This is a genomic window from Corynebacterium afermentans subsp. lipophilum (genome assembly GCF_030408375.1).
Classification (GTDB): domain Bacteria; phylum Actinomycetota; class Actinomycetes; order Mycobacteriales; family Mycobacteriaceae; genus Corynebacterium; species Corynebacterium lipophilum.
This window is the reverse complement of sequence record NZ_CP046530.1, coordinates 1,229,624-1,254,113: the sequence shown is the minus strand read 5'-3', so window position 1 is coordinate 1,254,113 and position 24,490 is coordinate 1,229,624. Positions and strand designations below refer to the sequence as shown.

The 24,490-nt window shown below is 67.4% G+C and carries 23 protein-coding genes; 13 read left to right on the top strand and 10 right to left on the bottom strand.

Annotation, left to right across the window (positions count from 1 at the left end; all coding sequences use genetic code 11):
* The first annotated feature begins 20 nt into the window (after positions 1-20).
* The 6 genes from CAFEL_RS06000 (at position 21) to secG (ending at position 5,663) form a co-directional block, all read left to right on the top strand.
* On the top strand, positions 21-986 hold the full coding sequence (locus CAFEL_RS06000; RefSeq protein ID WP_194559313.1) for a gluconeogenesis factor YvcK family protein: 966 nt from the start codon (positions 21-23) through the stop codon (positions 984-986).
* Positions 987-1,036: 50 nt separating this feature from the next.
* Positions 1,037-2,005 carry a DNA-binding protein WhiA gene (gene whiA / locus CAFEL_RS05995; protein ID WP_194559312.1) on the top strand — a complete coding sequence of 323 codons (969 nt, stop codon included), beginning with the start codon at positions 1,037-1,039 and terminating at the stop codon, positions 2,003-2,005.
* A gap of 238 nt (positions 2,006-2,243) precedes the next feature.
* Entirely contained in the window at positions 2,244-3,254 is a 1,011-nt protein-coding gene (gap, locus tag CAFEL_RS05990) for a type I glyceraldehyde-3-phosphate dehydrogenase (RefSeq protein WP_194559311.1), read from the top strand.
* A 91-nt stretch (positions 3,255-3,345) separates the two neighbouring features.
* Complete coding sequence (locus tag CAFEL_RS05985; RefSeq protein WP_194559310.1) at positions 3,346-4,557, top strand: phosphoglycerate kinase; 1,212 nt, start codon at positions 3,346-3,348, stop codon at positions 4,555-4,557.
* A gap of 14 nt (positions 4,558-4,571) precedes the next feature.
* Entirely contained in the window at positions 4,572-5,345 is a 774-nt protein-coding gene (gene tpiA, locus CAFEL_RS05980) for a triose-phosphate isomerase (RefSeq protein ID WP_194559309.1), read from the top strand.
* A gap of 81 nt (positions 5,346-5,426) precedes the next feature.
* On the top strand, positions 5,427-5,663 hold the full coding sequence (secG, locus tag CAFEL_RS05975) for a preprotein translocase subunit SecG (protein WP_070473991.1): 237 nt from the start codon (positions 5,427-5,429) through the stop codon (positions 5,661-5,663).
* Between the two features lie 23 nt (positions 5,664-5,686).
* On the opposite strand, the gene pgl is transcribed toward secG, so the two are convergent.
* The 5 genes from pgl to tkt are packed head-to-tail and all read right to left on the bottom strand — an operon-like array spanning position 5,687 to position 12,119.
* Complete coding sequence (pgl, locus tag CAFEL_RS05970; protein ID WP_194559308.1) at positions 5,687-6,370, bottom strand: 6-phosphogluconolactonase; 684 nt, start codon at positions 6,368-6,370, stop codon at positions 5,687-5,689.
* Positions 6,360-7,289 carry a glucose-6-phosphate dehydrogenase assembly protein OpcA gene (locus CAFEL_RS05965; RefSeq protein WP_194559307.1) on the bottom strand — a complete coding sequence of 310 codons (930 nt, stop codon included), beginning with the start codon at positions 7,287-7,289 and terminating at the stop codon, positions 6,360-6,362. The genes pgl and CAFEL_RS05965 overlap by 11 nt, the downstream gene beginning before the upstream one ends.
* A gap of 17 nt (positions 7,290-7,306) precedes the next feature.
* Positions 7,307-8,845 (bottom strand): glucose-6-phosphate dehydrogenase, encoded by a 1,539-nt coding sequence (zwf, locus tag CAFEL_RS05960; RefSeq protein ID WP_194559306.1) that lies wholly within the window; start codon positions 8,843-8,845, stop codon positions 7,307-7,309.
* A 1-nt stretch (position 8,846) separates the two neighbouring features.
* Positions 8,847-9,938: a transaldolase gene (tal, locus tag CAFEL_RS05955; protein ID WP_194559305.1), complete on the bottom strand. Its 1,092-nt coding sequence runs from the start codon at positions 9,936-9,938 to the stop codon at positions 8,847-8,849.
* A gap of 9 nt (positions 9,939-9,947) precedes the next feature.
* Positions 9,948-12,119 carry a transketolase gene (tkt, locus tag CAFEL_RS05950; protein ID WP_194559304.1) on the bottom strand — a complete coding sequence of 724 codons (2,172 nt, stop codon included), beginning with the start codon at positions 12,117-12,119 and terminating at the stop codon, positions 9,948-9,950.
* Between the two features lie 156 nt (positions 12,120-12,275).
* On the opposite strand from tkt, the gene CAFEL_RS05945 reads away from it, so the two are divergent.
* Positions 12,276-13,193: a heme o synthase gene (locus CAFEL_RS05945; RefSeq protein WP_267238656.1), complete on the top strand. Its 918-nt coding sequence runs from the start codon at positions 12,276-12,278 to the stop codon at positions 13,191-13,193.
* On the opposite strand, the gene CAFEL_RS05940 is transcribed toward CAFEL_RS05945, so the two are convergent.
* The 5 genes from CAFEL_RS05940 to mptB are packed head-to-tail and all read right to left on the bottom strand — an operon-like array spanning position 13,190 to position 18,542.
* Complete coding sequence (locus CAFEL_RS05940) at positions 13,190-14,146, bottom strand: quinone oxidoreductase family protein (RefSeq protein ID WP_194559302.1); 957 nt, start codon at positions 14,144-14,146, stop codon at positions 13,190-13,192. The two genes, CAFEL_RS05945 and CAFEL_RS05940, sit on opposite strands and share 4 nt — an antisense overlap.
* Position 14,147: 1 nt before the next feature.
* Positions 14,148-15,098, bottom strand: a complete 951-nt coding sequence (locus CAFEL_RS05935; RefSeq protein ID WP_194559301.1) for a COX15/CtaA family protein — start codon at positions 15,096-15,098, stop codon at positions 14,148-14,150.
* Positions 15,099-15,146: 48 nt separating this feature from the next.
* A complete protein-coding gene (locus tag CAFEL_RS05930; RefSeq protein ID WP_194559300.1) occupies positions 15,147-15,911 on the bottom strand; it encodes an ABC transporter permease in 765 nt (254 codons plus the stop codon).
* Positions 15,911-16,837, bottom strand: a complete 927-nt coding sequence (locus CAFEL_RS05925) for an ABC transporter ATP-binding protein (protein ID WP_194559299.1) — start codon at positions 16,835-16,837, stop codon at positions 15,911-15,913. Before CAFEL_RS05925 ends, CAFEL_RS05930 begins: the two co-directional genes overlap by 1 nt.
* Positions 16,830-18,542, bottom strand: a complete 1,713-nt coding sequence (gene mptB / locus CAFEL_RS05920) for a polyprenol phosphomannose-dependent alpha 1,6 mannosyltransferase MptB (RefSeq protein WP_290171958.1) — start codon at positions 18,540-18,542, stop codon at positions 16,830-16,832. The genes CAFEL_RS05925 and mptB overlap by 8 nt, the downstream gene beginning before the upstream one ends.
* Positions 18,543-18,766: 224 nt before the next feature.
* On the opposite strand from mptB, the gene CAFEL_RS05915 reads away from it, so the two are divergent.
* From CAFEL_RS05915 to sufU, 6 genes are read left to right on the top strand one after another with little or no spacing between them, the layout of a single operon-like run.
* Positions 18,767-19,423 carry a helix-turn-helix transcriptional regulator gene (locus CAFEL_RS05915; protein WP_194559815.1) on the top strand — a complete coding sequence of 219 codons (657 nt, stop codon included), beginning with the start codon at positions 18,767-18,769 and terminating at the stop codon, positions 19,421-19,423.
* On the top strand, positions 19,416-20,861 hold the full coding sequence (gene sufB, locus CAFEL_RS05910; RefSeq protein WP_290171956.1) for a Fe-S cluster assembly protein SufB: 1,446 nt from the start codon (positions 19,416-19,418) through the stop codon (positions 20,859-20,861). The genes CAFEL_RS05915 and sufB overlap by 8 nt, the downstream gene beginning before the upstream one ends.
* Positions 20,862-22,025: a Fe-S cluster assembly protein SufD gene (gene sufD / locus CAFEL_RS05905; RefSeq protein ID WP_194559298.1), complete on the top strand. Its 1,164-nt coding sequence runs from the start codon at positions 20,862-20,864 to the stop codon at positions 22,023-22,025.
* A 12-nt stretch (positions 22,026-22,037) separates the two neighbouring features.
* Entirely contained in the window at positions 22,038-22,793 is a 756-nt protein-coding gene (gene sufC / locus CAFEL_RS05900) for a Fe-S cluster assembly ATPase SufC (protein ID WP_194559297.1), read from the top strand.
* The gene (locus CAFEL_RS05895) at positions 22,793-24,025 is read left to right on the top strand and encodes a cysteine desulfurase (RefSeq protein WP_194559296.1); all 1,233 of its coding nucleotides are present in this window, start codon (positions 22,793-22,795) and stop codon (positions 24,023-24,025) included. Before sufC ends, CAFEL_RS05895 begins: the two co-directional genes overlap by 1 nt.
* Positions 24,022-24,489, top strand: a complete 468-nt coding sequence (sufU, locus tag CAFEL_RS05890) for a Fe-S cluster assembly sulfur transfer protein SufU (RefSeq protein WP_194559295.1) — start codon at positions 24,022-24,024, stop codon at positions 24,487-24,489. The genes CAFEL_RS05895 and sufU overlap by 4 nt, the downstream gene beginning before the upstream one ends.
* The last annotated feature ends 1 nt before the right edge of the window (position 24,490 follow it).

Sequence of the window (24,490 nt, the reverse complement as noted above, 5' to 3'; positions counted from 1 at the left end):
CCGTAAGAAAGAAGGGTCAATTGAGCCATACGTCGTTCACCTGCCTTGGGGGAGGGCACGGCCTGTACCAGACGCTCACCGCCGCGCGTGAGGCTGGTGCGTCCACGATCAACGCCGTGGTCACCGTGGCGGACGACGGCGGCTCCTCTGGCCGCCTGCGCCGCGAGATGGAGATCGTTCCGCCGGGGGACCTGCGCATGGCGCTCGCGGCCCTAACCGCCGACGGTGAGGGAGGCGCTCAGTGGCGCGACACTTTGCAGCACCGCTTCGGCGGGCACGGCGCCATGGCTGGCCACGCGCTAGGCAATCTCCTGATCACGGGACTGGCGGAGCGCCTCGGGGACACCCAGGCGGCGCTGGATCAAGTTGCGACGTGGACCGGATCGGCCGGCCGCGTGATCCCGGTCTGCCCGCAGCCGCTGGACATTGAGGCGGACGTGGCGGGCCTTGACGACGACCCACGCGTGCTGCGCTCCGTGCGTGGTCAAGTGGCGGTGGCCACCACACCTGGGGCGGTGCGGCGCGTTCGACTCACCCCGTCACAGCCGGCGGCGAGCGAGGCGGCGGTGCAGGCGATCATGGACGCGGACGTGGTGACCATCGGTCCCGGCTCCTGGTTCTCCTCGGTGATCCCGCACATCCTCGTGCCCGACATCGCGCAGGCGCTCAACGAAACCTCGGCAACGGTGGTGGTGATCCTGAACCTGTCGCCGGAGGCGGGGGAGACCCACGGGTTTACCACCGAGCGGCACATCCACGTGTTCTCCCAGCACGCCCCGCAGCTCGACGTGGACTACTTCCTCGCCGACGAGAACACCGCCACCTCCGAGGGCGAGCGTGACAACATCGCGCGCGCCGCCTCCCGCCTCGACGCCGAGGTAGTCTTCGCTCCCATGCGCGAAATCGACGCCGAAGGCGCCCCGCTGAACCGCCACGACCCGATGCAATTGGCAGCTGCTCTCAAGGCCCTCCGGCCGGCGCGCTAGAATGCTGGGCGGTTCAAAGCTTCAACACACGTAAACGAGGGGAGGCGCCCGTGGCGCTCACGGCGAAGGCCAAGGACGAACTCCTGCGCGCCACCGGCGGCGGGCTCGAGATGCGCGCGGCGGAGGCGACCGCGTTGATCCGGTTCGGCGGGGAGTTCCAGCCGTCCGAGAACGGTGTCGCTATCGTTGCCGACTTCGAGGAGGAGGCGGTTGCCCGGCGCCTAGCTGTGGCGCTGACGGACCTGTGCGCAGTCGAGGCGAGTGTGGAACTGCTCCCGCCGACGTCTGGAAGCCGCGAGTCCCGCTACGAGGTGCGTGTCGACGACGGTGTCGCCGACGTCATCCGCCGCCTGAAGCTGGTCACCGCGTCCGGACACCCAGTGGTGGGGATGCCACGCCAAATCATCTCCGGCGACATGTCAGGGGTGGAGGCTGCGTGGCGCGGCGCCTTCCTCGCCCGTGGGCACCTGGCCGAACCGGGCCGGACCGCCACCCTCGAGGTCGCCTGCCCGGGCCAGGAGGCGGCGCTAGCGCTTGTGGGGCTTGCTCGCCGCATGGGGCTGACCGCCAAGACGCGTGAGACCCGTGGCATCGAGCGGGTGACGCTTCGCGACGGCGAGGCTATCGGCATCCTGCTGAGCCGCATGGGTGCGCCTGCCACCCGCATCGAGTGGGACACCAAGCGGGAATCCCGCGCCGTGAAGGCGAAAGCCAACAGCAGGCTCGCCACCTTCGACGACGCGAACACCCGCCGCTCGGCCCAGGCCGCGGCGGCGGCCGCCGCACGCGTGGAGCGCGCCATGGAGATCCTCGGCGACGACGTCCCGGAGCACCTCGCCGAAGCCGGCTACCTGCGTGCAGAGCACCGCCACGCCTCCCTGGAGGAGCTGGGACGGCTGGCGGAACCGCAGATGACCAAGGACGCGGTGGCCGGGCGCATCCGGCGCCTGCTCTCACTCGCAGACAAACGCGCCGCCGAACTGGGCGTGGAGGACACGCACGGGAGCCCGACCACCTAAAACCCGCGCGGGTGATGCACTTCACAGTGGGCCTTTACGGTCTGAGTCGGGGGTAGAAGCGACGGGAAAAGCTCCCCCTGACGACCGGAACCGGGCATAAACCAACATCCAGGGCGGGTGCTGATTGCGGTTAGCACCCCTGGTTTCGTCGATAGGCAGAAAGCTCTCTGCAGGTGAGAGCCCTGGTCATTACACTCGGGGGTGGACCGACAGACCACGAGCACGAGGAGTGTTGACTGTGACTACCCGCATTGGCATCAACGGTTTTGGCCGCATCGGCCGCGCAGCACTGCGCATCATCGAGGACGAGTACAAGGGCGAGCTCGAGGTTGTGAAGATCAACGACCTCACCGACAACGAGACCCTGGCGCACCTGATGAAGTACGACACCGCGTACGGCCAGTTCAACCACGAGATCGAGCACGACGACGACTCCATCACCATCGACGGCCGCCGCATCGAGGTCTCCGCGGAGAAGGACCCGGCCAACCTCGCATGGGGCGACGTCGACGTGGACATCGTGCTCGAGTGCACCGGCGTGTTCCGCAAGGGCCCGCAGGCCAAGGCGCACATCGACGCCGGCGCGAAGAAGGTCATCATTTCCGCACCGGGCAAGGAAGTCGACGGCACCTACGTCTGGGGTGTCAACCACACCGACTACACCGGCTCCGAGGAAGTCATCTCCGCTGCGTCCTGCACCACCAACTCCCTGGCACCGGTGGCCAAGGTGCTTGACGAGGCCTTCGGCATCGAGCGCGGTCTGATGACCACCATCCACGCCTACACCGGCGACCAGCGCCTGCAGGACGCGCCCCACAAGGATCTGCGCCGCGCCCGTGCTGCCGCCCAGAACATCGTGCCCACCACCACCGGCGCCGCCAAGGCCGTCGGCCTGGTGCTGCCGAACCTGGACGGCAAGCTCGACGGCTTCGCCATGCGCGTGCCCACCATCACCGGCTCCGCCACCGACCTCACCGTCACCCTGAACAAGGAGACCACCGTTGAGGAGCTCAACGCGGCGGTGAAGAAGGCGGCCGAGGACGCCGAGTTCGGCCGGGCGCTGAAGTACACCGAGGACCCGATCGTCTCCTCCGACATCATCGGCAACCCGCACGGCGCTATCTTCGACGCCGGCATGACCCGCGTGATCGACGGCAACCTGGCCAAGATCATCTCCTGGTACGACAACGAGTGGTCCTACACCGCCCAGTACATCCGCCTGACCAAGTTCGTGGCGGACAAGCTCTAAAGGCTTCGGCCTCTGGGCCCGTGGTGCCTTCCGGCACGGCGGGCCCGTTTTTCATACGATGGTGAGTGTCTACAAAGCAAAGGAGATACCTATGACCAAGAACTTGCAGCAGCTTCTCGACGAAGGCGTGGACGGCCGCCACGTCCTGGTGCGGTCCGACTTCAACGTCCCCCTGGACGACGAGGGCAACATCACCGACGCCGGCCGCATCGACGCCTCCCTGCCCACCCTGAAGGCGCTGCTGGACGGCGGCGCCAAGGTGATCGTCATGGCGCACCTGGGCCGCCCGAAGGGCGAGGTCAACCCGAAGTTCTCCCTCGCCCCGGTGGCGGAAGCGCTGTCCGAGCGCCTGGGCCAGTTCGTCCCGCTGGCGGGCGACGTCTCCGGCGAGGACGCCCACGAGCGCGCCAACGGCCTGACCGAGGGCGAAATCCTCCTGCTCGAAAACGTCCGCTTCGACGCGCGCGAGACGTCCAAGGATGAGGCGGAGCGCACCGCGTTCGCCGAGGAACTCGCCGCACTCGCGGCCGACAACGGCGCGTTCGTCTCCGACGGCTTCGGCGTCGTGCACCGCGCGCAGGCTTCCGTCTTCGACGTGGCCAAGAAGCTTCCGGCGTACGCCGGCTACCTCGTGGACAAGGAGGTGGAGACCCTGTCTTCCGTGAAGGACGACCCGCAGCACCCGTACGTGGTGGTGCTGGGCGGCTCCAAGGTTTCGGACAAGCTCGGTGTGATCGAGGCGCTGGCGGAGAAGGCCGACAAGATCATCATCGGCGGCGGCATGTGCTACACCTTCCTCGCCGCCCAGGGCCACAACGTGCAGAAGTCGCTGCTGCAAGACGACATGGTGGACACCTGCAAGGAGCTCATCGAGCGCTTCGGCGACAAGCTGCTGCTGCCGGTGGACGTCGCCGCCGGCGCGGAGTTTGACAAGGACACCGAGAAAAAAATCGTCGGCCTGGACGAGATCCCGGAGGGCTGGATGGGCCTGGACATCGGCCCGGAGACCGCCAAGAACTACGCCGAGGCCATCAAGGACTCCAAGACGGTGTTCTGGAACGGCCCGATGGGCGTGTTCGAGTTCCCGAACTTCGCAGACGGCACCAAGGCTGTGGCCGAGGCCATGATCGCGGCGACGAAGGACAACGACTCCTTCACCGTCGTCGGCGGCGGCGATTCCGCGGCGTCGGTGCGCACCCTCGGCCTGGACGAGGGCGGCTTCAGCCACATCTCCACCGGCGGCGGCGCCTCCCTCGAGCTGATCGAGGGCAAGGAACTGCCGGGCGTTTCCGTACTGAACTAGGAGGTTTGCTACCTATGGCACGCACGCCACTTATCGCGGGCAACTGGAAGATGAACCACGACCACCTCGAGGCCATCCAGAGCGCCCAGAAGCTCGCCTTCGCGTTTCCGAAGGACGGCTACGAGTACGTCGACATCGCGCTGACGGTCCCGTTCACGGACCTGCGCTCCATCCAGACCCTGGTGGAGGGCGACAAGCTCAAGATCACCTACGGCGCCCAGGACGTCTCCGAGCACGACAACGGCGCCTACACCGGCGACATCTCCGCGTCCATGCTGGAAAAACTGGGGTGCTCCTGGGTGGTCGTGGGCCACTCGGAGCGCCGCGAGTACCACGGCGAGACCAACGAGCAGGTCGCGGCGAAGGCTGCCAAGGCCATCGAGCACGGCATCGCCCCGATCGTCTGCGTGGGCGAGCCGCTCGAGGTGCGTGAGGCGGGCGAGCACGTCTCCTACGTGGTGCAGCAGGCGCGCGAGTCGCTCGCCGGCGTGGATCTGTCCAAGGCCGTCATCGCCTACGAGCCGGTCTGGGCGATCGGCACCGGCAAGGTTGCCTCAGCGGAAGATGCCCAGGAGGTCTGCCACGGCATCCGCGAGCTCGTACGCGAGCTTAGCGACGACTCCGTCGCCGACGCGATCCGTATTCTCTACGGCGGCTCAGTCAAGGCCGACACGGTCGCCGAGATCATCTCGCAGCCGGACGTGGACGGCGGCCTGGTCGGCGGCGCCTCCCTTGACGGGCAGGACTTTGCCAAGCTCGCCGCGGCGGCCGCCAACGCGGTGATGTAAGTCGCTGCTGGGTTCGTCTTAGCGGTGGTGTAAGCTCATCGGGAGTTTGCACCATCGCCCATTTTGAAAGGTGTCGCACACATGGCTTTAGCCCTTGAGATTGTGCTGGTGATCGCCGCGATCCTCATGACCGTCTTCGTCCTGCTCCACAAGGGTAAGGGCGGCGGCCTGTCCAGCCTGTTCGGCGGCGGCGTCCAGGCAAACCTGTCCGGTTCGACCACGGTGGAGAAGAACCTCGACCGCGTCACCGTGCTGCTGGCCCTGATCTGGATCCTCTGCATCATCGGCCTGAACCTGATTCAGACCTACGCGGTCTAAGCGCGCGGATCGCGCGCGCGAAACTAGAACGGTCCTGTTGCGTCCTTCGTGGCGAACAGGACCGTTTCTTTGCGCCCGATAGCGCCGGCGACCGGCCAGTCGTCGGCGGCCTCGGCGCCGTCGCCGGCATGGCTCGCGGCCTCCGCCTTCTCGGCGCCGGAGACCAGCAGCCACACCCGGTCGGCGGACTGCACCGCCGGCAGGGTCAGGGTGGCGCGCTCGGCGGGCGGCTTCGGCGAATCCGTCACCGCCACGACCATCGCGTCACGCTCGCGCACCGCGTCGGTGTGGGGGAACAGCGAGTTGATGTGGCCCTCGCCGCCCATGCCCAAAAGGTGCAGGTCGAAGCCGCCGTCGCCGACGATTTCGCGGTAGCGCTGAACCGCGGCGTCCATCGGGCCGCCGTCGAGGCCGTAGCCGTGGATGTTCTCCTCCGGGATGTCCACCTTGGACAGCAGCGCCGCCCGCGCTTGGCCCTCGTTGGAGTCGGGGTGGCTCGCGGGCACGTTGCGCTCGTCGCCGAAGAAGACCTCCACGCGCGACCAGTCGATATCCTCGTCGGCGAGGCGCTCCAGCAGCGCGATGCCGGCGGTGCCGCCGGTAAGCACCACACGCGCGGTGCGACCCTCGGCGTGGATGTCGGACATGAGGGCGCTAAACCGGGAGGTTGCTTCGTCGAGAAGCGATGCAAGGTCGTTAAAGCTCATTGTGCACTCCTTGAAGTCCGCGCAACGCGCGCTCGTAGGTGGTGTCCGGGCCGAGGTGGCGCAGGTCCTCGGCGAGGCTTTCGGCGTCACTGCGCTCGCCCATGGCCACGAAAGAATCGGCGTGGCCGGGCGCGGAAATGCGCACGGTGTGACTGTCCTGGACCGCGACCTCCACGTCGCCGCCGTCGCAGTGCAGCACGAGGCGGGCGATGGGGAAGTCCCCGGCCGCCTCGGCCTCGCAGCGGGTCACTTTCACGCCCAGGCTGGAGGCGAGCCAGCCCGCGGCGAGATCCACGCTCGGGTCTCCGGCAGCGCCCGCGATCTCGGCGCTGTCAACGCGCGTGCCGGGGTGGCGGTCCAGTGCGGATGCGACGATGCCGCGCCACGGGGTGATGCGCGACCACATCATGTCGGAATCGCCGTGCTCGTAGCCGTCCGTGAGCTGCTGGAGGGTCACGCCGTTCGTGCCGCGGCGCAGGTTCGTGATGCGGCGCTGCGCAATCCTGCCCAGCTGCGTGCCGGCCGGGTGCTTCGGGGCCTTCTGCGGCCAGCACGCCACCACGGGGGTGTCGGGCAGCAGCAGCGGGGTGACTACGGCTCCCATATGCCCCGTCAGCTCGCCGTACAGGCGCATGACCACCACTTCGGAGGCGCCGGCGTCGGTGGCCACCAGCACCTGCGCGTCGAGGCGGGTGTCGGCTTCCGAGTCGCCTGAGATGAGCACCAGCACACGGGCGGGGTGCTCGAAGGAGGCGTCGCGCAGGGTCGCGAGGGTCTCGTCGATGCTGTCATCGCGGGAGTCGTCAATAGCCACCAACAGGGTGAGCACGCGCCCGGTGGCAAGCGAGTGGCGCTCGCGCGCGTGGGCGAGCTCGGCGGCGATGGCCTTGGTGGTGGTGTCCGGCAATTCGGTGATCATGCTCGAGCCTTTCGTGCTTATGGACGCCGCCAGGCACGGCCGTCCTTCGACAGCATGCGCTCGGCGGAGGCCGGCCCCCAGGTGCCGGCCGCGTAGTCGTCGGGGCTGCCCTGATCGGCCCAGTAGTTCAGCACCGGGTCCAGGATCTCCCAGCTGCGCTCCACCTCGGAGTTGGTGGGAAACAGGCTCGATTCATCCAAAAGGGCATCGAGGATGAGGCGTTCGTAGGCTTCTGGCGATTGCTCGGTGAACGCCTCGGAGTAGGAGAAGTCCATGTTCACGTCGCGCAACTCCATGCCGGGGCCGGGGACCTTGGAGCCGAAGCGCATCAGCACGCCCTCGTCGGGCTGGACGCGGATGACGACGGCGTTGTTGGTCAGAAGGTCCGTCTGCCCCTGGGAGAACGGCTGGTACGGCGGGCGTTTGAACACTAGCGCGATCTCGGTGACGCGTCGGCCCAGCCGCTTGCCGGTGCGCAGGTAGAACGGCACGCCGGCCCAGCGGCGGGAATCGATCTGTAGGGTGCAGGCCGCGAACGTCTCGGTGGTGGAGTTCGGGTCGAAGCCTTCCTCCTCGCGCAGGCCGACCACCTTCTTCGAGCCCTGCCACCCGGCGGTGTACTGCCCGCGTGCGGTGGTTTTGCCGAACGGGCCCACCGCCGAGGTGGCGCGCAGTACCTTGAGCTTCTCGGCGCGCAGCTGTCCGGGAGAAAACGAGGTCGGCTCCTCCATAGCCACCAGGGCGAGCAGCTGGATCAGGTGGTTCTGGATCACGTCGCGGGCAGCGCCGATGCCGTCGTAGTAGCTGGCACGCCCGCCCAGGCCGATGTCCTCGGCCATGGTGATCTGCACGTGGTCGATGTAGTGGGAGTTCCACACCGGCTCAAACATCTGGTTGGAGAAGCGCAGCGCAAGGATGTTCTGGACAGTTTCCTTGCCCAGGTAGTGGTCGATGCGGAACACGGACCGCTCGTCGAACACCGCACCGACGACCTCGTTGAGCTCCTTGGCGGACTCGAGGTCGTGGCCGAACGGCTTTTCAATGATCACGCGGCGCCACTGGTTCTCGCCCTCGTGCGCCATGCCGGAGCGGTCCAGCTGGTGAACCACCTCCGCGAAGAACTCGGGCGGCACGGAGAGGTAGTAGGCCCAGTTGCCTGCGGTGCCGCGCTCGGCGTCGCTGCGTTTGCAGGTGGCAGCGAGCCGGTCGAAGGCGGCGTCGTCGTCGAAGTTGCCCTGAACGAACTCTAGGCCCTCGGCGAGGCGCTGCCAGACGTTCTCGTGGAATTCGGTGCGCGCGCCTTCGTCAATAGCCTTGCGCACGTACGCCTCGAAGTCCGCCTTGGACCAGTCGCGCCGCCCGTAGCCGACCAGCGTGAACCCGCCGGGCAGAAGACCTCTGTTAGCCAGGTCGTAGACGGCCGGCAGCAGCTTCTTGCGGGCGAGGTCGCCGGTGACCCCGAAGATCACCATGCCGGAGGGCCCGGCGATCTGGGGGAGACGTTTGTCGGCGGGGGAGCGCAGCGGGTTGGCCCACTGCTGGTGCGGAGAAGTCACGTTAGGCGAGCCTAGCAGTCATGGAATCGAGCAGCTCCTGCCACGCGTCCACGAACTTCTCCACGCCTTCGCGCTCCAACACCGCCACTACGTCGTCGAGGTCGATGCCCACGCCGCGCAGCGCCGCGAAGGTCTCGCGAGAGACGGCTTCGGTACCGGTGAGGGTGTCGCCGTGCACGCCGCCGTCGCGAAGCACGGCGTCGAGCGTCTTCTCCGGCATCGTATTCACGGTCTGCGGGCCGGCGAGCTCGGTGACGTACATCGTCGCCGGGTAGTCCGGGTTCTTCACACCGGTCGACGCCCACAGGGGGCGCTGGGCGTTCGCATTTGCAGGAAGCTTAGCGACGTCAACTTCGCCGAACTCACGCTCAAACAGCGCATACGCCAACCGCGCGTTGGCGATGCCCGCCTTGCCGCGCAGCGCCAGCGCTTCGTCGGTACCGATGGCCTCGAGGCGCTTGTCCACCTCGGTGTCCATGCGGGAGACGAAGAACGACGCCACCGAGTGGATGCGGCTGACATCGTGGCCGTTGGCGGCGGCCTTGCGGATGCCGTCCTTGTAGGCGTCGATGACCTGCTGGTAGCGCTCCACGGAGAAGATCAGGGTGACGTTGACGGAGATGCCCTCGGCCAAGGCGGCGGTGACGGCGGGCAGCGACTCGTCGGTCGCCGGGATCTTGATCATGAGGTTGTCGCGGTCCACCAGCTGCCACAGCTCGCGGGCCTGCGCGATGGTCTTTTGTTCGTCGGCGGCGAAGCGCGGGTCCACCTCGATGGAGACGCGGCCGTCCTTGCCGCCGGTGGCCTCGTAGGTGTCGCGGAACAGGTCGCAGGCGTCCTGCACGTCCTTCACGCTCATGGCGTAGACGGCGGCGTCGGCGGTGGTGCCAGCCTGCTTCAGCTCGGCGAGCTGCTCGTCGTAGTGGTTGCCGGAACCCATGGCGGCGGCGAAGATCGCCGGGTTCGTGGTCACACCCACGATGGATTTCGCGTCCTTCACCTCGGCGAGGTTGCCGGTGGCGATGCGCTCGCGGGAGAGGTCGTCGAGCCAGGTGGAGGTGCCGGCCTGGTACAGATCGTCGATAGCAGTCATGCCGCAACCCTACTTTCCGTCGCCGCGGGTCGGCTCAGCCTCGGTGTCTCCCACGCGCACGCTCGTGGCCACGCTGCGCTCTTCGCGCACGCACTCGAGGGTCTCGCGTGCGGTGCGCACGACGTTGTCGGTGGTGAAGCCGAAGCGCTCGAACAGCTCCGCACCAGGGGCGGAGGCGCCGAAGTGCTCCAGGGACACGGCGCGGCCGTACTCTCCCAGGAAGCGGAACCACGGCATCGAGGTCGCGGCTTCCACGGAGACGCGGGCCTTTACGTCGCGCGGCAGCACGGAGTCGATGTAGGCGTCGTCCTGTTCCATGAACCAGTCCATGGACGGCACGGACACCACGCGGGTCGCGGTGCCCTCGGCCTCGAGCGCCTTGGCGGCACCCACGGCGTACTGCACCTCGGAGCCGGAGGCCAAAAGGATCACATCCGGGATCTCGGCAGACTCCTTGACTAGCACGTAGGCGCCGCGGGCCACGCCCTCGAAAGCCTTCTCCTTGGTGCCCTCGAGCACCGGCAGGTTCTGGCGGGACAGCGCCAGCGCCTTCGGCTGCTCCTTCGCCTCCAGCGCGGCGATCCAGGCGGCGGAGGTCTCGTTCGCGTCTGCCGGGCGGATCACGGCCACGTCTGGGATGGCGCGCAGGGCGGCGAGGGTCTCCACCGGCTGGTGGGTCGGGCCATCCTCGCCAAGGCCGATGGAATCGTGGGTGAACACGTAGTAGCCGTCGATGCCGGACAGGGCGGCGACGCGGATGGCGGGGTAGAGGTACTCGGAGAAGATGAGGAAGGTGCCGCCGTAGACGCGGGTGCCGCCGTGCAGGGCGATGCCGTTCATCACCGCGCCCATGGCGTGCTCGCGGATGCCGAAGTGCAGGTTGCGGCCGTAGGGGTCGGCGGAGAACATCTCGGTGGAAATGGAGCGCGGGCCGAAGGACTTCTCGCCCTCGATCAGGGTGTTGTTGGACCCGGCCAGGTCGGCGGAGCCGCCCCACAGCTCAGGCAGCGCGACCGCGGCGGCCTGGATCGCGGCGGCGGAGGCCTTGCGGGTGGCCACCCCCTTCGCATCCGGCTCCCAGGTGGGGAAGTCCTTCTTCCAATCGGCCGGCAGTTCGCGGGCGGTGAGGCGGTCAAGCAGCGCCTTGCGCTCCGGGTTCGCCTCGGCCCAGGCGTTGAACTTCTCGTCCCAGGCAGCCCGCTTGGAAGCTGCGCGCTCGCGCAGCTTGCGCGTGTGGGCGATCACCTCGTCTTCTTCAGGGAAGTTCACGGCTGGGTCGAAGCCGAGCGCTTCCTTCACCGCGGCGACCTCCTCGGCACCGAGTGCCGCACCGTGGATGGCACCGGTGTTCATCAGGTTCGGGGCCGGGTAGCCGATCACGGTCTTGACGCGGATAATCGTCGGCCTTGTCGGCTCCGCCTTCGCCTCGGCCACGGCGGCCTCGATGGCGGCGACGTCCTCGCCGGATTCGACGGTGAGGGTCTGCCAGCCGTAGGCGTCGTAACGCTTCAGCACGTCCTCGGTGAACGCGATCTGGGTGTCGTCCTCGATGGAGATGCGGTTGTCGTCCCAGAACAAGATGAGGTTGCCCAGTTGCTGCGTGCCGGCCAGCGAGGAGGCTTCCGCGGTCACGCCTTCCTGCAGGCAGCCGTCGCCGGCCACGACGTAGATGTAGTGGTCGAAAGGGGACTCGCCGGCGGGGGAGTCGGGGTCGAACAGGCCACGCTCACGTCGAGAAGCCATCGCCATGCCCACGGCCGAGGCGAGGCCCTGGCCGAGCGGGCCGGTGGTGATTTCGATGTGGTCGGTGTGGTTGTACTCCGGGTGGCCCGGGGTCTTCGAGCCCCAGGTGCGCAAGTCTTTAAGGTCCTGCAGCTCCAGCCCGAAGCCGCCGAGGTAAAGCTGCACGTACTGCGTGAGCGAGGAGTGGCCGTTGGACAGCACGAAGCGGTCGCGGCCCACCCAGTCCTTGTCGGCTGGGTCCACGTCCATCACGCGCTGGAACAAGGTGTAGGCCAGCGGCGCGAGGCTCATGGCGGTGCCGGGGTGGCCGGAGCCGCAGTTTTCCACCGCGTCCGCCGCGAGCACCCTGGCCGTGTCAACGGCGCGGGTGTCGGTCTCGGTCCAGTCCTGCGGGTAGTTACGCTCGGTCATTGCCTGCAGTTTCGGGGGCAGCGTCATGGGTTCCTCGCTTTCTTTAAGGTCGCACAAAAGCATATCGCTTATCGACGCCACCGGCCCCACCCGTTGCTCGATTCGTTGACTCACGCAGGTTGGAGCTACCATCGTCCAAAGGTATGATTGCCCGCGCCCGACGGCGGTACAAAAAGGAGAGAGTTGTTGGAGACCATCAAGGCATATTTCGCGTTGACGAAGCCGAGGGTCATTGAACTTCTCTTGGTCGCCGCGATCCCCGCGATGCTGCAGGCACACCGCGGCGAGGTGCACCTCTGGCTCGTGCTGGGCACCCTGCTCGGCGGCTGGATGGGTGCCGCGGCCGCGAACACGTTCAACATGGTCGCGGACTACGACATCGACCAAAAGATGGGCCGCACCCGCGCCCGCCCGCTGGTGCGGCACTCGGTGTCCAAGCAGAAGGCGGCCGTGTTCGCCTGGGTCATGCTGGTGCTGTCCGTGCTGTGGCTCGGGGTGCTGTGTAACTCCTGGCTGGCGGCGTTTTTCATCCTGCTGACCAACTTCTTCTACATCTTCGTCTACACGAAGTGGCTGAAGCGCCGCACATGGCAAAACGTCATCTGGGGCGGCGCCGCAGGCTGCATGCCCGTGATGGTGGGCTGGGCCGTGATCCGCGACAACGTCCACGACGGCTCCGCCGACAACTGGTGGCAGGCCATCGTGCTGTTTTTGATCATCTTCTTCTGGACCCCGCCGCACACCTGGGCGCTGGCGATGAAGTACAAGGACGACTACGCCCGGGCCAACGTACCCATGCTGCCAGTGGTGGCCTCCGCCGAGGAGACCTCGCGCCAGATCGTGATCTACTCCTGGCTCACCGTGGCGGTGTCCCTTCTGCTGGTGCCGGCCGCGTCCTGGATCTACCTGGCAGCCGCGATCATCTCCGGCGTGGCGTTTTTGGTCATGGCGACCAAGCTGCACCAAGGGATTGTGCGCGGTGAGAACGTCAAGCCGCTGAAGCTGTTCATCCTCTCTAACAACTACCTCGCCGCGCTGTTTCTGGGGCTGTCCTTCGACGCGGTGCTCGGCTGGGAGACCGTGGGCCAGCTGCTGTTCTAGACCTTCAGCACAACCGAGCCGGTGGTTTTGCGCGCCTGCAGGTCCTCGTGGGCCTGGCGGGCATTTTCTAGTGCGTAGGGCGGGTGGACCCGGATCTTCACCGTGCCTTCCTCCACCGCCCGGGCCACGGCCTGAGCGCGCATGAGGAACTCGTCGTCGGTGGCCACGTAGTGCTTCAGCGACGGGCGGGTGAGAAACAGCGCGCCGTGGGCGTTGAGTTCCTGGATTTTGAACGGCTCGACGTCGCCCGAGGCGGAGCCGAAGGAGCACACCAACCCTCGCGGGCGGGTGACGTCCAGGCACATCTCGAAGGTGTCCTGCCCGACGCCGTCGTAGACCACGTCCACGCCGCCGCCGTTTTCGGCCTTGATCCGCTCAGCCAAGTCCTCGCCGTAGCGGAACACCTTGGTTGCGCCAGCCTCGTAGGCGAGCTTTTCCTTCTCGTCGGTGGAGACCACCGAGTACACGGTCGCCTCCTCGGCTGCCGCCATCTGGGTCAGTATCAGCCCGACGCCGCCGGCGCCGGCGGTGACCACCATGGTGTCGCCAGGCTTGGTCTCGCGCACGCCGTGGAGCAGGTAGTGCGAGGTCATGCCCTGCAGCAGCATCGAGGCCGCCACTTCCGGCGCCACACCTTCCGGCACGGCCACCAAACGGTTGCGGTCCACCGCCACCTGCTCGGCGTAGGAGCCTTCGGCGGCGTGCCAGGCCACTAGGGTGCCGGGCGCGATCTTGCCCAAGGGATCTTCCACCACGCGGCCGCAGCCCTCCGTGCCCGGGATGTAGGGCGGATTCGAGGGGTACGTTCCGGAGCGGAAGTAGGTGTCGATGTAGTTGATGCCGGCGTAGGTGACGTCGACAAGCAACTGCCCCTCAGACGGCTGTGGCGGCTCGGCGTCCTTGTACTCGAGGACTTCCGGGCCGCCATGGGATGTGACAACGATTGCTTTCATGTCACACGAGCGTAGGCAACCTGCGCTTCCGATGTGCAAAAAGGAAGCCGCTAAACGCAACCACGACCGACGACATGGCGATATGCGCAGGAATTGTCCAGCGCGGAACCCCCATGCGGAACTGGATCACGCCGATGGCCCACTGCACCAGGATCATGGCGATGAGCACGTACGCGGTGCGCTTGGCGTCGTCCGGGGCACCGGAGTTGCGCAGCAGCACCGTGGTAATGATCGTGGCGATGAGGTAGAGGTACATGCACGCCGAGTGCACGTAGGCGAGCACGCGCGTGTCCAACTCGAGGCGGCCCTGCATGCCCGCGCCCGCGTCGCCGGAGTGCGGGCCGGAGCCGGTGACCATGGTGCCGGTGACGAGCACGAGGCACAGTGCCGCGGCGGCGATGAGCGTCCACGTCTGTGCCGAGCCGGGGTAGCGGCGGGTGGGTACCGCGGAGTCGGTTTCGGCAATGCGCATGTACAGCATCGCGGCGACGAACACGAGCACCATCGACGGCAGGAAGTGCACCGCCACGGACCACCAACGCAGGTCCAGCCGAACGGAGATGCCGCCGATGACGGCCTGCACGACCACGCCGATCAGGGAGATCCAAGCCAGCGTCTTGATGTCCTTGCGGCGCCCGGCGCGGATCACGGCAAGGAGCACGAGCGCGGCGGCCGCGGCGACCACGAAGGCGAGGAGGCGGTTGCCGAACTCGATGGCCTGGTGGATCCAAGGTGCCGCGCCAGCGACCGGCACGAGTGACCCCTCGTGGCAGAGCGGCCAGGTGTCGCAGCCGAGGCCGGAGCCGGTCACGCGCACCAGCGAGCCGGTGACGGTGATGCCGCCCTGGCACAGCAGCAACACTATGGCGAGGGTGCGCTGCAGCTTCAGCGAGGGGTCGCGCCAGGCCTCCCTCCAGGAACGCGGGTGGGTCTCAGCTGTGGTTGCGGTCACTGTTTCTCCAACTTTCGGACGATGTTGATCGTGGTGAGTGTATCGCGCCTAGCCGTCAAAGCGGAACAGGCGCACGGCCGCGGTCATCGCGGCTACCCCCCAGGCGGCGAGTGAGGCCCACGCCACCCAGTTGACCTGCAACGACAGTGCTTGCACCAGCGCGCCTGCCAACGCCACGGTGGGCACTGCGTTCCACCACCCGGCGTGCGCGATGTCGCCGGAGTAGCCCACCCAGCCGAGGATGCCCATGAGCACCAGCCAGATCAGGTTCGCAAGGGCCAGCACCAGCTCGGCTCGCAGGGTGCCGCCCATCAACAGCCCCATCGCGGTGAACGCGGCGACGCCGACGAGGAGCGTCGCCAGCCCGAACACAGCGCCGCCAGGGGAGACACGCCACCCCAGCGCCAGCGCGATCGCGCCGAGCACCACCAGCTGCACCACCACCGTGGCCAGCACGCCGAGGATCTTGCCCACGATGATGGTCCAGGGCGGCACCCCGGACGCGCCGGTGCGCTTCAGCGCCCCGTAGCGGCGGTCAAAGGCGACGGCGATGGCTTGCCCGGTGAAGCCGGCGCCGGTTGCGGCCACGGCGAAGACCATTGGCACCAGCACGTCGAACTCGGTGTTGTCGCCGAGGATCGGCGCGAAGTGGGCGGCCAGCAGGATCGCCGCGGGGATCAGCACGTTGAGCAGCAGCTGCTCGCCGTGGCGCAGCATCAGTTTCGCCTCGATGCGCCCTTGTGCCGCGGCCATCTGTCCGAAGGACGCCCGCTGCGGCGCCGGGGCGAAAATGCCGGGGGTGAGCTTTTCCATCAGCTCCTCAGCTCCCTTCCTGTGAGGTCCAAAAACACGTCCTCCAAGTTGCGGTGGGACACGCTCAGCTCGCGGATCAGCACTCCTTGCCGTGCGGCCTCGCGCGCCAGCTTCTCGACGACCTCCGGCGACCCCGTGCCCTTGATTCGGTAGCTGCGGGGGCGGATTTCTTCGACGGTGAGGCCGGCGGGCGTGAGCTCGTCGTTAAGCCTGTGCACGTCGAGCGCCTCCGCCGTCTCGACAGCGAGCAGAGGAAACTCCTCGTGGCTGGTCAGCGCATCGGGGGAGCCCTGGGCGACGACGGTGCCGTGGTCGATGATGACCACGTCGTCGGCGAGTCTTTCCGCCTCGTCCATGAGGTGGGTGGTGAGCAGGACGCTCACCCCGTCGCGCTTGAGCGCCGAGATGATGTCCCACACCGCCATGCGAGACTGGGCGTCCAGGCCAGCGGTGGGTTCGTCCAAAAAGATCAGCTCGGGCCGGCCGATCAACGCCAGTGCCAGCGACAGGCGCTGCTGCTGGCCGCCCGACAGACGCCGGTAGGTGGTCTTGGCCGCGCCTTCCAGGCCCACCAGCTCCATGAGCCACCGCGGATCGTGGGGGTGCTTGTTGTAGCTGGCGGCCAGGTTGAGCATCTCCTCCACGGACACGCCGGCGTAGGAGCCGCCGCCCTGAAGCATGATGCCGATGCGGTCGCGCACCTTTTGCGGTTGTGCGACCGGGTCGATGCCGAGCACCCGGATCGACCCGGAGGTGGGCTTGGTAAAGCCCTCGCACATCTCGATGGTGGTGGTTTTGCCGGCGCCGTTGGGGCCCAAAAGCGCCAGCAGCTCGCCGCGCCGCGCCGTGAAAGAGAGCCCGTCAACCGCCGTTTTCTCGCCGAAGCGCTTGACAACACTTTCGACGACCAGCGCGTGATCACTCATGGCTGATGAGTGTAGACCGCCTGCGCCGCCACACCCGAAGCGTCAGGGTCACGCACACCGCGAGGAGGACGAACCCGACGATGGCGGAGCCGTAAATCGTGGCCACGGCCCCCGCTTGGAGCTTCAGACCGCGCGGGAGGACGAGGAAGCTTACTAGCGCCGAGTACCCGGCCACCGAGGCACGGAAGGTGAAACGGTTCGCCCACGCCGCCAGGGGAAGCACGGCCCACAGCGGGTACCAGGGGTGCACGACGGGAAACAGCACCACCAAAACGAACGTGGACACGCCGAGCCCGCCAACCGGGTGGATGGTGCCGCGGTAGGTCGCCCAAAGCATGCGCACCGCGAACGCCGCGGCGACGCTGAGGCCCGCCCAGCGGGTCACGCTGAGCATGGCGTCCGTGTGGTCGCCTAGGCCCAGGTTCATGCCGAGGAACCCGCCGGCGATGCCGATATCGGTGGTTAGCGACAGCCAGCTACGGATCTGGGCGGCGCCGCCCTGGCCGGTAACCCAGCCCAGGCCGATGCCGGAGGCCAGCGAGACCGCGATGGCGGTGGCCACCAGCATGGCTGCATGCAGGGCGGCGGACGTGGCGATTGCGCGGGGGCCGCTGCGCTGGCGCTGCGGGCGGGTGCGCAGGTGGCGGGCGAGGGTCATGCCGGTGAAACCGAGGGCCAAAAAGCCGATCACCTTCACCATGCCGGCGCAGCTGATCAGTGCGGCAGAGGCGGCGAGCAGCGCCCAGCCGGAGCGGCGGTCGAGCTCGAGCCGGTCGATTCCTCGCAGCCCCACCTCGAGGCCGACGAGCAGCAGGCCCGTCATGATGGCCTCGTTGTGGATGCCGCCCACCATGTGCAGCACCGTCAGCGGGTTGAGGATGCCCAGCCACAGCGCGGCCGGGCCGGTCACGCCGCAGCGCTTCGCCAGCGCGAGCACTGCCCAGGCCGCGGCGAGGATGCCCGCGACCGACACGGCGCGGTGGGCGAGAACGCCCCAAAAGATCGAGTCGCCGGTGATTTGCGAGATCACCGCCGCGGTGCCGAGCGCCACCGGACCGTATGGGCTGGGGGAGTGCGCCCAAATAAACGGCACGGAGCGGGCGAGGTGGTGCTCGACGCCCAGCAGCTCCACGGGGCCGGAGGAGTACGGGTCGAGCCCCTGGCGCACGATGCTGCCGTTAGCCAGGTAGGAGTAGATGTCCTGGGTGAACAGTGGGGCGGTGGCGAGCAGCGGGATCACCCAGGCGATGAAGGTGCGCAGCATCTCCGGGTTGCTCACCCGCGCTCCGCGCGCAGCGCCCGGCGACGCCCCGACGAACGGGGCCATAGCCAGCCATGCGGCAACCAATACGCCGACGCCGATGAGCACGAGCGCGTTGGCGGTGAGCATCATGCGGCCCATCTCCGCGCCGAAGGGGAAGTTCTGCCACGGGTTTTCCACGACCGGCAGGGCGCCGCCGCCGATGCCCGCGAAGGCGGTCAGGCACGACCCGGCGGCACCCACCCAGCGCAGCACCGAGAACCGGCCGCGCTCGCGGGCGCGCACCGCGACACTCGACGGAGCGGTCTGCGCAGACGCAGCCGGGTCATGCAGCAGGGTTGAGCGGGACCCGGGCCTGCCGAAGCGGGGCAGCTCGCTGGCTACGCTCAGGCGCGGGGCGCGGCGTGGGCGTCGGGAGCCGTGCGGGCGGTCGGGTGCAGTCACGGTTGAACAGTCTAAGGTGCGCCCCGACACGCGCCCACCCGGTGCAGCGGGAATATTTAGAACACACTAGTGTTGTTAAAAGGCAGCGACCCAGACCACATTGAGCGAAAGGTGGTGCCATCGTGGAAACAGCGGAAACAGCGGATACTGCGGCTACGCCGAATACCCGCACCCCCGCTCCTGCGGACGCGTCCCGCGTTGGCGGCGACACGCGCTCGCAGGTGATGTCGGTCCTGCTCAAGCGGGGCCCGGTAACGGCCAGCGACATTGCGGAAGAGCTCGACCTCTCGGCGGCCGGCGTGCGCAGGCACGTGGACAAGCTCGTCGAGGAAAAGCTTGCGGAACCCTGCGCGCCACGCGCCGTCGCGGGCGAGGAGCAGGGGCGCGGCCGGCCGGCCAAGCACTTCCAGCTCACCGCCGCAGGTCGCGAGCGCTTCGGTTCGCATTACGACGGACTCGCGCTTGACGCCGTGGAACTGATCCAGCAGATCGGGGGCGAGGCCGCGGTGCGCGACTTCGCCCGCGCCCGCGTGGAAAAGATCCTCGGCGACGTAGAGCCATCAGACGACCCGGAGGTGACGGCGAGGCGCGTCGCCGCCGCGCTGGAGAAGCACGGCTACGCCCCGAGCGTCCACCGCACCGACGCTGGCATCCAGATCTGCCAGCACCACTGCCCGGTGTCCGCGGTCGCCGCGGCGCACCCGGAGTTCTGCGAGGCAGAAAGGGAAGCGGTGGCACGGATCGTCGATACGCATGTGCAGCCGCTCGCCCTCATCTCCGACGGCGACGGCATCTGCACAACTAACATCCCCCTTGCCGCGGCGCGGACCCGAACGCGCCCGGCGGGAACAGCAACGAAAGGAGCGGCTGACCATGACTGAAGTGAAGCCCACACCAGGCCTTGAGAAGCCGATGAACGACGACGAGATCATCGAGTCGATCGGCGCCTACAACTACGGCTGGCACGACTCTGACGCCGCCGGCGCCTCCGCGCGCCGCGGCCTGAACGAAGAGGTCGTGCGCGACATCTCCGGCATCAAGGGTGAGCCGGAATGGATGCTCAACCAGCGTGTGAAGGCGCTGGAGGTCTTTGACAAGAAGCCGATGCCCACCTGGGGCGCGGACCTGTCCGACATCGACTTCGACAACATCAAGTACTACGTCCGCTCCACCGAGGAGCAAGCCGCCAGCTGGGACGACCTGCCGGAGGACATCAAGAACACCTACGACAAGCTGGGCATCCCCGAGGCGGAGAAGCAGCGCCTCGTCGCAGGTGTTGCTGCGCAGTACGAGTCCGAGGTGGTCTACCACCAGATCCGCGAGGACCTGGAGGAAAAGGGCGTCATCTTCGTCGACACCGACACCGCGCTGCGCGAGCACGAGGACCTGTTCAAGGAGCACTTCGGCTCCGTCATTCCGGCCGGCGACAACAAGTTCTCCGCGCTGAACACCGCTGTGTGGTCCGGCGGCTCCTTCATCTACGTCCCGCCGGGGGTCCACGTGGACATCCCGCTGCAGGCCTACTTCCGCATCAACACGGAGAACATGGGCCAGTTCGAGCGCACCCTCATCATCGTCGACGAGGACGCGTACGTGCACTACGTCGAGGGCTGCACCGCGCCGATCTACAAGTCAGACTCGCTGCACTCCGCCGTGGTGGAGATCATTGTGAAGAAGGGCGGCCGCTGCCGCTACACCACCATCCAGAACTGGTCGAACAACGTCTACAACCTGGTGACCAAGCGTGCGAAGGCTGAAGAGGGCGCGACCATGGAGTGGGTCGACGGCAACATCGGCTCCAAGGTCACCATGAAGTACCCGGCCGTGTGGATGACCGGCGAGCACGCCCGCGGCGAGGTCCTTTCCGTCGCGTTCGCGGGCGAGGGCCAGTTCCAGGACACCGGCGCGAAGATGACGCACATGGCGCCGCACACCTCCTCGTCCATCGTGTCCAAGTCCGTGGCCCGCGGCGGCGGCCGCGCCGCCTACCGCGGCCTGGTGCAGATCAACGCCAACGCCCACGATTCTGCCTCGAACGTGGAGTGCGACGCGCTGCTGGTGGACGACGTCTCGCGCTCGGATACATACCCGTACAACGACATCCGCAACGACCGCGTGACCCTGGGCCACGAGGCGAAGGTGTCCAAGGTCTCCGAGGACCAGCTGTTCTACCTGATGTCCCGCGGCATCGCCGAGGAAGATGCCATGGCCATGATCGTGCGCGGCTTCGTCGAGCCGATCGCCAAGGAGCTGCCCATGGAGTACGCCCTCGAGCTGAACCGCCTCATCGAGCTGCAAATGGAAGGATCGGTGGGCTAAATGGTCGAAACCGTCAAAAACGCCACCACGCACAACAACAAGGGCGACCTGTTTTCCTCCTTCAACGTGGAGGACTTCGAGGTTCCGGGCGGCCGCGACGAGGTCTGGCGCTTCATCTCCCTTCGCCGCCTGCGCGGCCTGCACAACGGCAAGTTCGCCCCGCAGGCCGAGGCCCAGATTGCGGTCGAGGGCCCCAGAGAGGTCGCGGTCGAGCAAGTTTCGCTTGACGACGAGCGCGTGACCGCCGCCGGCGCCCCCGTCGACCGCATCGCCGCCCAGGCGTGGAACTCCTCCGAAAACGCCACCCTGATTTCGGTGCCGGCGAACGCGGAGCTGACCGAGCCGATCACGGTGACCATCACTGGCGCGGGTGCGGACAAGACCACCTTCGGCACGGTCGTGTTCGAGTCGGGCGCGAACTCTGAGGCGACCGTTGTGGTGCGCTACGCCGGCTCCGGCACCCACGCCGACAACGTCAACTGGGTCATCGGCGAAGGTTCCCGCGTCAACGCCGTGGTGGACGCCGATTGGGATCTGGATGCGGTGCATGTGGGCCAGCAGTCGATCGTCGTGAAGCGCGATGCGACCCTGCGCCACCACGTGGCCACCTTCGGCGGCGAGATCGTCCGCATCACCCCGCGCCTCGCCTTCGAGGCGCCGGGCGGCGACGCCGAGCTGACCGGCGTTTACTTCGCCGACGCGGGCCAGTACATCGAGAACCGCCTCCTGGTGGACCACGCGGTGCCGAACTGCCGCTCCAACGTGCTGTACAAGGGCGCGCTGCAGGGCGACAAGGCCTCCAAGCTGCCGGAGGCGCGCACCTGCTGGGTGGGCGACGTGCTCATCCGTGCCGAGGCGAAGGGCACCGACACCTACGAGACCAACCGCAACCTGGTGCTCACCGACGGCGCACGCGCCGACGCCATCCCGAACCTGGAGATCGAAACCGGCGAGATCGCCGGCGCGGGCCACGCCGCAACCGTCGGCCGCTTCGACGACGACCAGCTGTTCTACCTGCGCTCCCGCGGCATCCGCGAGGAAGACGCCACCCGCCTGATCATCCGCGGCTTCTTCAACGAGGTCCTCAACCAGATCCCCGTCGAGTCGATCCGCGAAGAACTCATCGCCCGCGTCGCCGGCGAGCTCGAGCGCAACGAAAACTAAAAGGAGCAATACATGTCCACCCTGGAAATTAAGAACCTGCACGCCAACGTCCTGCCGACCGAGGAGGGCCAGGAACCCAAGCCGATCCTCAAGGGCGTCAACCTGACCATCAAGGGCGGCGAGACCCACGCGATCATGGGCCCGAACGGCTCCGGCAAGTCCACCCTCGCCTACACCCTTGCGGGCCACCCGAAGTACGAGGTGACCGAGGGCGAGGTGCTTCTCGACGGCGAGAACGTGCTCGACATGGAGATCGACGAGCGCGCCCGCGCCGGCCTCTTCCTGGCCATGCAGTACCCGGTGGAGGTGCCGGGCGTGTCCTCATCGAACTTCATGCGCTCCGCAGTCACCGCCGTGCGCGGCGAGGCCCCGAAGCTGCGCGAGTGGGTCGGCGAGCTCAACGCCGCCCGCGAGGCGCTGCAGATGGACGCCTCCTTCTCCGAGCGCTCCGTCAACGAGGGCTTCTCCGGCGGCGAGAAGAAGCGCCACGAGGTCATGCAGCTCGCCCTGATGAAGCCGAAGTTCGCGGTCATGGACGAGACCGACTCCGGCCTGGACGTCGACGCGCTGCGCATCGTCTCCGAGGGCATCAACCGCTACCAGGACGAGACCGGCGGCGGCGTGCTCATGATTACGCACTACAAGCGCATCCTGAACTACGTCAAGCCCGACTACATCCACGTCTTCGCCGACGGCAAGATCGTGCAGACCGGCGACGCATCCCTCGCCGACCAGCTCGAGGCCGAGGGCTACGAGAAGTTCATCTAATGGCGCTCGACGTAACAGCCATCCGCAAGGAATTCCCGATCCTGTCTCGCACCGTGCGCGGCGGCAAGCCGCTGGTGTACCTGGATTCGGGGGCGACGTCGCAGCGCCCGCAGCGGGTCTGGGACGCTGAGCGCGACTTCGTGCTCGGCTGCAACGCGCCCGTGCACCGCGGCTCCTACGAGCTGGCGGAGGAGGCGACCGACGCGTACGAGTCCGCCCGCGAGGCCATCGCCGCCTTCGTCGGCGCGGACAACGACGAGATCGCGTTCACCAAAAACGCTACTGAGGCGCTGAACTTGGTCGCGTATGTGTTGGGCGATTCCCGCGCCGGCGAGTTCGCCGTGGGCGAGGGCGACACCATCGTGATCACGGAGCTCGAGCACCACGCCAACCTCGTGCCTTGGCAGGAGCTGGCGCGCCGCACCGGAGCTGAGCTGAAATGGTATGCGATGACCGAGGACGGCCGCATCGACCTCGACTCCCTCGAGCTCGACGACACGGTCAAGGTGGTGGCGTTTACCCACCAGTCCAACGTCACCGGTGCGCACGCTGACGTGGCCGAGATGGTGCGCCGAGCAAAGGCCGTCGGCGCGCTCACGGTGCTCGACGCCTGCCAGTCGGTGCCGCACATGCCGGTGGACTTCCACGCCCTCGACGTCGACTTCGCGGCGTTTTCCGGGCACAAGATGTGCGGCCCGTCCGGCGTGGGCGCGCTGTACTCGAAGCACCTCAACGAGCTGCCGCCGTTCCTCACGGGCGGCTCCATGATCGAGGTCGTGCGCATGGAGGGCTCCACCTACGCGCCGGCGCCGCAGCGTTTCGAAGCGGGCACCCAGATGACCTCCCAGGTCGTTGGCCTTGGTGAGGCGGTGCGCTTCCTTACCGAAATTGGCATGGAGGACATCCAGGCTCACGAGCGCGAGCTCACCGCGTACGCCCTGGAGCAGATGCAGCGTATCGACGGCCTCCGGATCGCCGGTCCGCTCACCGCCGACAACCGCGGCGGCGCGATCGCCTTTACGGTCGAGGGCGTGCACCCGCACGATCTAGGCCAGGTGCTCGATTCCGAGGGCGTTGCCATCCGCACGGGCCACCACTGCGCGTGGCCGCTGCACCGCGGCCTGGACATGCAGTCCACGTCCAGGGCGAGCTTCTACCTGTACAACACGCTGGATGAGGTTGATACCTTGGTGTCGTCGATTAGCAAAGCGAAGGAGTTTTTCGTGCGATGAACCTCGAATCCATGTACCAGGAAGTGATCCTGGACCACTACAAGAACCCGCAGCACGCAGGCCTGCGCGAGCCGTTCGAGGCGGAGGTGCACCACGTCAACCCGTCGTGCGGCGACGAGCTGACCTTGCGCGTGCACCTGTCGGAGGACGGCTCCACGGTCGAGGACGTCTCCTACGACGCTGAGGGCTGCTCGATCTCGCAGGCCTCCACCTCGGTGATGGCCGAGGAGATCATCGGGCTGCCGGTGGCCGAGGCGATGGAGAAGCTCGCCGCCTTCGACGAGATGGTCACCTCGCGCGGCACCGTCGAGGGCGATGCCGAGATGATCGGCGACGGCGTGGCGTTCGCCGGTGTAGCCAAGTTCCCGGCGCGCGTGAAGTGCGCGCTGATGGGGTGGAAGGCGTTCCAGGCGGCGACGTCGGACGCCTTGGGAGAATCGGACGCCCCGGAAGATAAGGAGTAGC

Bases quoted from the DNA above. Each gene is read 5' to 3' on its own strand.
- tkt (WP_194559304.1), bottom strand. From the start codon at position 12,119: ATGACGCTGCCCCCGAAACTGCAGGCAATGACCGAGCGTAACTACCCG.
- sufU (WP_194559295.1), top strand. From the start codon at position 24,022: ATGAACCTCGAATCCATGTACCAGGAAGTGATCCTGGACCACTACAAG.
- CAFEL_RS05915 (WP_194559815.1), top strand. From the start codon at position 18,767: ATGTCGGTCCTGCTCAAGCGGGGCCCGGTAACGGCCAGCGACATTGCG.
- pgl (WP_194559308.1), bottom strand. From the start codon at position 6,370: ATGAGCTTTAACGACCTTGCATCGCTTCTCGACGAAGCAACCTCCCGG.
- sufC (WP_194559297.1), top strand. From the start codon at position 22,038: ATGTCCACCCTGGAAATTAAGAACCTGCACGCCAACGTCCTGCCGACC.
- CAFEL_RS05895 (WP_194559296.1), top strand. From the start codon at position 22,793: ATGGCGCTCGACGTAACAGCCATCCGCAAGGAATTCCCGATCCTGTCT.
- secG (WP_070473991.1), top strand. From the start codon at position 5,427: ATGGCTTTAGCCCTTGAGATTGTGCTGGTGATCGCCGCGATCCTCATG.
- sufD (WP_194559298.1), top strand. From the start codon at position 20,862: ATGGTCGAAACCGTCAAAAACGCCACCACGCACAACAACAAGGGCGAC.
- CAFEL_RS05985 (WP_194559310.1), top strand. From the start codon at position 3,346: ATGACCAAGAACTTGCAGCAGCTTCTCGACGAAGGCGTGGACGGCCGC.
- CAFEL_RS05965 (WP_194559307.1), bottom strand. From the start codon at position 7,289: ATGATCACCGAATTGCCGGACACCACCACCAAGGCCATCGCCGCCGAG.
- tpiA (WP_194559309.1), top strand. From the start codon at position 4,572: ATGGCACGCACGCCACTTATCGCGGGCAACTGGAAGATGAACCACGAC.
- CAFEL_RS05925 (WP_194559299.1), bottom strand. From the start codon at position 16,837: ATGAGTGATCACGCGCTGGTCGTCGAAAGTGTTGTCAAGCGCTTCGGC.
- tal (WP_194559305.1), bottom strand. From the start codon at position 9,938: ATGACTGCTATCGACGATCTGTACCAGGCCGGCACCTCCACCTGGCTC.
- CAFEL_RS05940 (WP_194559302.1), bottom strand. From the start codon at position 14,146: ATGAAAGCAATCGTTGTCACATCCCATGGCGGCCCGGAAGTCCTCGAG.
- CAFEL_RS05930 (WP_194559300.1), bottom strand. From the start codon at position 15,911: ATGGAAAAGCTCACCCCCGGCATTTTCGCCCCGGCGCCGCAGCGGGCG.
- sufB (WP_290171956.1), top strand. From the start codon at position 19,416: ATGACTGAAGTGAAGCCCACACCAGGCCTTGAGAAGCCGATGAACGAC.